This window comes from Brevibacterium picturae, from assembly GCF_030453725.1.
In the GTDB taxonomy this organism is placed as follows: Bacteria; Actinomycetota; Actinomycetes; order Actinomycetales; family Brevibacteriaceae; genus Brevibacterium; species Brevibacterium sandarakinum_A.
Genome location: NZ_JAKDJU010000167.1, coordinates 1 through 6,573, shown reverse-complemented (window position 1 = coordinate 6,573; position 6,573 = coordinate 1). Strand labels below are relative to the sequence as shown.

Annotated in this window: 6 protein-coding genes; 1 reads left to right on the top strand and 5 read right to left on the bottom strand. The window is 67.0% G+C overall.

The features are described 5' to 3' along the window. Positions 1-185: 185 nt before the first annotated feature. The 5 genes from L0G76_RS13135 to L0G76_RS13115 all read right to left on the bottom strand — a co-directional run bounded on the left by L0G76_RS13135 (position 186) and on the right by L0G76_RS13115 (position 5,753). Positions 186-1,244: an N-acetylglucosamine kinase gene (locus L0G76_RS13135; RefSeq protein ID WP_304357626.1), complete on the bottom strand. Its 1,059-nt coding sequence runs from the start codon at positions 1,242-1,244 to the stop codon at positions 186-188. Next, positions 1,241-2,191: an N-acetylmuramic acid 6-phosphate etherase gene (murQ, locus tag L0G76_RS13130; protein ID WP_304357625.1), complete on the bottom strand. Its 951-nt coding sequence runs from the start codon at positions 2,189-2,191 to the stop codon at positions 1,241-1,243. The genes L0G76_RS13135 and murQ overlap by 4 nt, the downstream gene beginning before the upstream one ends. Then, positions 2,191-3,696, bottom strand: a complete 1,506-nt coding sequence (locus L0G76_RS13125) for a sodium:solute symporter (RefSeq protein WP_304357624.1) — start codon at positions 3,694-3,696, stop codon at positions 2,191-2,193. Before L0G76_RS13125 ends, murQ begins: the two co-directional genes overlap by 1 nt. Positions 3,697-3,759: 63 nt before the next feature. Further along, positions 3,760-4,974, bottom strand: a complete 1,215-nt coding sequence (locus L0G76_RS13120; protein WP_304357623.1) for an anhydro-N-acetylmuramic acid kinase — start codon at positions 4,972-4,974, stop codon at positions 3,760-3,762. Continuing rightward, positions 4,971-5,753: a GntR family transcriptional regulator gene (locus L0G76_RS13115; RefSeq protein ID WP_304357622.1), complete on the bottom strand. Its 783-nt coding sequence runs from the start codon at positions 5,751-5,753 to the stop codon at positions 4,971-4,973. Before L0G76_RS13115 ends, L0G76_RS13120 begins: the two co-directional genes overlap by 4 nt. 121 nt (positions 5,754-5,874) lie before the next feature. Between L0G76_RS13115 and L0G76_RS13110 the strand changes: the two genes are divergently transcribed. Further along, on the top strand, positions 5,875-6,537 hold the full coding sequence (locus tag L0G76_RS13110) for a 4a-hydroxytetrahydrobiopterin dehydratase (RefSeq protein WP_304357621.1): 663 nt from the start codon (positions 5,875-5,877) through the stop codon (positions 6,535-6,537). Positions 6,538-6,573: the final 36 nt, after the last annotated feature.

The following is a 6,573-nucleotide window of genomic DNA, read 5'->3' as shown; positions in this document are numbered from 1 at the left end:
GAGACATGAATGACATGGTGGGCCGAAACTCATCACCGGCGACCGCGGAAGACAGCACACGCGGAAGACAGTTCACGAATCGTTGTCACGGAGTCGAATCTCTGTGAGGATCCAGACTGCCTGTTGGTCCGCAGATGCAGGTCGATGAATACTGAACAGCATCTGCCGACGCAGGAGAGGCTATGTCAGGCCCACAGCACTCCGGGCTGTGGCTGCACTCGCCTCTCCGCAACGAGAGAGGCCAAGGTCAACGCCCCGTTGAGAGGATCGCCGGTAGGCTCGACGACGACCGTCTCCGCGCTCAGGCGCTGCGCCTCGGAACGGAACTCCTCGACAAGCGACTCGCCTGACCGGCGCAGGCCGCCGGTGAGCGCAATGAGAGGCGGCGCGTCGGCACCTTCGCGGTCGGTCCGAGTCACATTGCGGCCGGCCGCAATGGCACTGCGCGCGGCTTCGCGTCCCGCCTCGGCCAGCAATTCGGCCGCCGCGGGATCGCCGGCGCGAACGAGGCCAGCCACATCAACGGCGAACGCCGCAAGCAGCCCGGCACGGTCATTGCGCGTGTAGAACTGCGCGGGCCACGTTCCCGGCTCGCCGAATCGTTTCGTCGCCGCGTCGAGCAGCGCAGCCCCTCGATCATCGACGCCGTCGTGGCACTTCAGTGCTGCGTCGAGGGCGCACCTGCCCAACCAGGCACCGCCCCCACGGTCGCCGAACAGGTGACCCCACCCGTCGACCCGTTTCCACGTCGGCAACAGAACCCCGTGAACATCGGGACCAGGATGGGCGATCGCAATCGCTCCCGTTCCAAGGACCGTCACCGCTCCCCCACGTCCGGACAGGGCGCCGAGGTGGGCGGTCACCGCGTCGATCGCCACGGCCGTCTCGGCCTTCGTCTCGATTGCAAGCAATCGTGACAGCTCCCCGACATCCGTGCTCAGCGAGGCGATCCCGGTAGCGCCGATGCCGACTCCGCGAAGCGATTCGAAGCATTCGGGCCACGCTTCCCGGGCCGCCGCAACGAGACCTCGGATCTGCTGTGGGGCGTTGCTCCCCTTCTCCCCGATCGACACTCCAGGGCCGGTGAGGGTGGACAGCGGCGCAGGCACGGCATGGCCCGCACCCGTGCCGATGGTCGCCGCGGGTCCAGGGTTCGCGTCGGGTCCAGGATTCGCGTCGAACGACGAGATTGCGATCCGACTGCCCGTACCGCCGATATCGATCCCGAGGACGATCCCGCTCATGGGGCCTCGTGCTCTGATGCAGCTTCGACCCCGGTGACTGCTGCGATCGCAGCTTTGACCGAGCCGTCATTGTCCTCGAGGTGCTGTGCCGCGGCACTCGCCGTTGCCGAGGTGAATGCGACGACCAGCGCCGTCTTGAGGTCCCCGCCGCAGCGCTCCAAGAGGTCTCGTGCCTTCGCATCTGAGAGGTCCGCGGCCTCACAGAGGATCCGCACGGTCCGCTCCCGCAGCTTGGAGTTCGTCGCGAGGACGGAAACCATGAGGTTGCGCCAGGTGCGTCCCAAGGCGATCATCAGTGCCGTCGAGAACCCGTTGAGTGTCAGCTTCTGTGCCGTTCCGGCCTTGAGCCGGGTCGATCCCGTCACGACCTCGGGGCCGGTGTCGAGCACGATATGGTCGGCTGCCGCCTCGGCGACGGGAGCGTGCGGATTGTTCGAGATGAGCACAGTGTGCGCGCCCGCCTCTCCGGCGGCTTCCAAGGCTCCGCGGACGTAGGGTGTCGCGCCGCTGGCCGCGATGCCGATCGCCACATCGTCGGGGCCGAGTTCTCCCCCTGCGCTGCGGCCGTCATCGGCGGAGTCTTCGGCGTTCTCCACCGCATTGACCAGTGCCGCCTGCCCACCGGCGATGTGCCCGACCACACGCCCGGGTTCGAGGTTGAACGTCGGCAGGAGTTCGCTGGCGTCGAGGACTCCCAAGCGACCCGAGGTGCCGGCCCCGAAGTAGTGAACCGTACCGCCTCGGCGCATGCGCTCGGCTGCGATGTCGACGAGGTCGGCCAGCTGCGGCAGAGCCTCGGCGACGGCGGTGAGGACGGCTTGGTCCTCCTCGTTCATCACCTGCAGGACGCCCAGTGTGTCGAGGTCGTCGAGTCCCTCGCTGCGGGGGTTGCGCTGTTCGGTCGGCGACAGCGGCTGCGGGGACGGTGACTGCTGGGACTGACTCATCAGCGGGTGCTGCCTTCCACCTCGGCGGCGGTGGCCCGGTTCGCCGGCTTCGGATGGCGCAGGGACAGGAGCCCGCCGAGCACGACCATGACGATGACGCCGAGCAGCGGATACCACTGCCAGGCGACCCAGACCTCACCGGTGACGTACTTCTCCATGACGAAGAAGAAGGCGTTGACCGCGACCGCCAGAGCGAACGTGATGTTCGCATCCACCGCGGTGGCGCGCTTGTTGACGATGCCGAACACGAACGCGCCGAGCAGCCCGCCGTAGGTGATGCCCGCGACGCCCAACGCGAGGATGACGATGTTGCCCTCATCGGATTGGAAGATCGTGGCCGGGAGGATGAAAGCGATGCCCCAGCCGATCGTGGCCCAGCGCCCGACCTTGAAGCCCTCGGCGTCGGTCATCGGCGTCCTCTTCAGCCGTGCGTAGACATCGTTGACCGTCGACGACGACAGTGCCGACAGGGACGAGGACAGGGTCGACATGGCCGCGGCGAGGATGCCGGCCAGCAGCAGCCCCGAGATGCCGGGCGGCAGGCCTTCGATGATGAAGAGCGGGAAGATCTCGTCGTCGCGGCTCAGCCCCAGATCGGCCGGCAGGGCACGGTCGTAGTAGGCCCACAGCGCCAGTCCGACCGCGAGGAAGATCGCGAACTGGACGAAGACGACGACGCCGGAGACGATGAGAGCCTTCTGCGCCTCGACTTTGGACCGGCAGGACAGGAGCCGCTGAACGACGAGCTGGTCCGAGCCGTGGGAGGCCATGGCGAAGACCGCACCGCCCAGCAGCGAGGGAATGAACGAGTCGGCCGCCGAGATCGGATTGCCCTCGAAGATGAACATATTGAGCTTGCCCGCCGAGGCTGCCTCGGCGATCCATCCGCCGCCGAAGGACGCGGTGATGACGATGATCGTCAGCAGGCCGCCGGCGACGTAGAGGCACATCTGGGCCACGTCGACCCAGACGACGGCCTTGATGCCGCCGATGAAGGTGTAGACGATCGTGACCAGCGAGAGGACGACGATGATGACGAAGTAGTTGGTGTGGATGCCCAGCCCGTCGAGGATCACCTTGACGGGAATTGCGGCAGCCAGAACGCGGATGCCATCGGCCAGCAGGCGGGTGAAGAGGAAGGTCACACCCGCGGTTGTCTGGGTCGAGGTGCCGAAGCGCTTGCCCAGGTAGGCGTAGGCGGTGAGCATCTCACCGTCGTAGTACCGCGGCAGCATGAAGAAAGCGACGACCACCCGGCCGAGGATGTAACCCAGCCCCAGCTGCAGGTAGTTGATGTCCCCGAGGTAGCTCATAACCGGGATGCCGATCACCGTCAGGGCACTGGTCTCCGTGGCGACGACGGACAGACACACCGCCCACCAGGGGATGCTCCGGCCACCCAGGAAGTAGCCCTGGAGGTCCTTCTGCTTTCCGCTGAGCTTCAGCCCCAACCACGCCGTGGCGACGAGGTAGGCGATGATCACCAGAAGGTCGATGATCTGCATGGTGTTTCTCCTTCATCAAAGGGATATCTGTTGCTTCGAGAGGTGTGCGTCGGTGCAGGTTTCTCAGGTCGGCAGGATTCTCAGGTGCGCAGGTCTGGCCTCCAGAGGTGCGGGCAGGTTCAGGGGGCCGTGTCCCGGGCTCAGCCGCCCGGCGATGCTCCGATGTGCGGCACCCGTGAGATTCGGTTCGGTTCCCGCCAGGCCGTTCCAGCTCAACCACCCGAGCAGCGCCATGAGGAGGGCTTCCTTGGCGCCTTCGGGCAGTCCGAAGGCTTCCTCTGTGCCGGTCAGGGTGACGCCGGGCCCGAGTTCCGAGGCCAAACGTCCCAGCAGCGTCGGATTCCGGGTGCCCCCTCCGGAGGCGATGACCGTGGTGACTCCGTGGACTCGGCAGGCATCGGCGACCGTGCGTGCGGTCAGCGCCGTCACCGTGGCGATGGCATCATGCTCGCCGAGGTTGGTCCGAGTCCCGAGGAAACGGTCGAGGTAGTCTGCGTGGAAGAGTTCCTTGCCCGTCGACTTCGGTGCCGGCAGCCGGTAGTACGGTTCGGCCAGCAGTTCGGTCAGCAGCTCGTCGTCGACCCTGCCCCGTGCCGCCAGGTCGCCGTCGCGGTCGAAGCCCTCTTCGCCCATCCTGCGGGCGAGGACGTCGATGAGCGCGTTGGCCGGGCCGGTGTCGAAGGCCAACGGTGCACGTTCGGGCGCGAGGACCGTGATGTTGGCGATGCCGCCGAGGTTGAGCACCGCAGTCGGTGCCTCGACGTCACCGGCAAGCATTCCGTCGAGCATCCCGACGAGTGGAGCTCCCTGACCGCCGGCGGCGACGTCGCGGGCGCGGACGTCGGAGAGTACGGGGGCTCCGGTCGCCTCGGCGATCCAAGCGGGTTGGCCGATCTGCAGGGTCGAGGTGACGCGGCCGTCGGTGATGTCGTGACGCACCGTCTGACCGTGGGAGACGACGAGGTCGGCCTCGACCCCGACCTCGGTGCAGACCTGCTGCAGCGCCTCGGCGCTGAATCGGCCCAGGCGCGCATCGACGCTGGAGACCAGCGACAGAGGGACGTCGGCCGGCTCAAGGAGACGCAGGATATCGGCGCGCAGCCGGTGGTCGAATTCGACTTCTCGGCTGGCGAGGATGCGCGCCCCCAGCCCGGCATCGCCTCTGGGGCTGTGACTGCTCTGGCCGGCGTCGACTCTGGGGCTGTCGAGGACGAACTCGGCGAGGACCACGTCGAGGGCGTCGGCGGAGGTGCCCGTCATGAGGCCGGCGATGATCATACGTGATCTCCTTCGGGCTGAGGCTGCTGGGCCGATGCGGTGGGCCTGTCGCGGGCGGGCGGGCCGGTCTCGCCGAATCGATCGGGCAGGGTGAGTTCGGTGCGGATCTTGTAGCGATCGCCGCGGTAGACGGAGCGGACGAATTCGAAGGGCACACCGTCGGCCCCTCGCGAGGTGCGTTCGAAGAGCAGCGCCGGTGACTGTTCGGGAATGCCGAGCGCCTTCGCCTCGTCGGTGTCCAGAAGGGTCGGTTCGATCGTCTGCACACTGTGGTTGAGCGCGATGTCGAAGCGCGAGGCCAGCAGCTCGTAGAACGAACTGTTCTCCAAGTCCTCAGCGCTCAGGCCCGGAACGAGGGCGGCGGGAATGTGCAGCTCTTCGAGCGCGAGCGGTTCGTCGTCGGCCAAGCGCAGACGCAGAATCGTGATCACCTCGGCACCGTCGTCGATGTGCAGCCTGCGCCCGATGTGGGCACCCGCATCGGTCACGTCGAAGGCAAGCACACGGGAACCGGGGCGCATACCGCGGGCGAGCATGTCCTCGGTGAAGGAACTCGCCGCCAGAGGCTGATCGAGTTTCGGTCCGAGGGCGAACACACCGGCACCGTGGCGGCGCCGGACCACACCCTTGGCGACCAGTTCGTCGATGGCCCGACGCAGGGTCATCCGCGAGATGCCCAGCGCCTCAGCGAGCCGGCGTTCGGGTGGGAACTGCTCGCCGGCAGCCATGGACTCAAGGCGGTCGAGGAGCTGATCCCGTATCGAGTGGAATTTCGTCACGAGACCATTGAGGCATAGGACACACCTCAAAATCAAGACCACTGGTCTATTTTATGCGGAGCCGATCCCTGGACGGAGGTGGGAGGTTCACAGGCACCCGTCGAGCTTCTAACCTTGATTCATGACTGCATACACCGGACAGAAGCTGCTCGACACCCTCGACGCGCACGGTCTCGCGGATTGGCAGGGGCTGCCGGACTGCCTCGGCGCACGGTTCCTCACCGGCGACTTCGCGACCGGGCTCGACCTCACCGCACGCATCGGCGCCGCCGCCGAGGAGGCGAACCACCACCCGGACATCACCCTGACCTTTCCGCATGTCGATATCCGACTGACCAGTCACGACACCGGAGCCGTGACCGAACGCGACCTCGAACTCGCGGCACAGATCAGCGAGTTCGCCGCCTCGGCGGGGGTGAGCGCGGATCCGAGGATTCCCGCACTGCTCGAGCTCGGCATGGACACGGCGCACCGGGATGCCATCGCCCCGTTCTGGGCCGCCCTGCTCACCGGCGATGCGAGCAATGTCTCCGGCCCCGATGTCATCGACCCCGCCGGGCAGATGCCGCTGCTGTGGTTCCAGGACTGCGAAGAGCACGCGGTGCCGCATCAGCGCCTGCACGTCGACGTCTCGGTCCCCGGGGCGGTCGCACCCGAGCGCATCCGCGCGGCCGTCGAGGCCGGTGGCACGGTCGTCGATGAGTCCCAGGCGCCGTCGTTCACCGTCCTCGCCGATGCCGACGGCAATCGCGCATGCGTCTGCACCCTGGAGAATCGTCCGTAGCCTGGAGATCCGTCCGTAGCCTCAACTCTGCCGGAG

Excerpts from the sequence above, each read along its gene's own strand:
- L0G76_RS13135 (WP_304357626.1), bottom strand. The coding sequence starts at position 1,244 with ATGAGCGGGATCGTCCTCGGGATCGATATCGGCGGTACGGGCAGTCGG.
- murQ (WP_304357625.1), bottom strand. The coding sequence starts at position 2,191 with ATGAGTCAGTCCCAGCAGTCACCGTCCCCGCAGCCGCTGTCGCCGACC.
- L0G76_RS13125 (WP_304357624.1), bottom strand. The coding sequence starts at position 3,696 with ATGCAGATCATCGACCTTCTGGTGATCATCGCCTACCTCGTCGCCACG.
- L0G76_RS13120 (WP_304357623.1), bottom strand. The coding sequence starts at position 4,974 with ATGATCATCGCCGGCCTCATGACGGGCACCTCCGCCGACGCCCTCGAC.
- L0G76_RS13110 (WP_304357621.1), top strand. The coding sequence starts at position 5,875 with ATGACTGCATACACCGGACAGAAGCTGCTCGACACCCTCGACGCGCAC.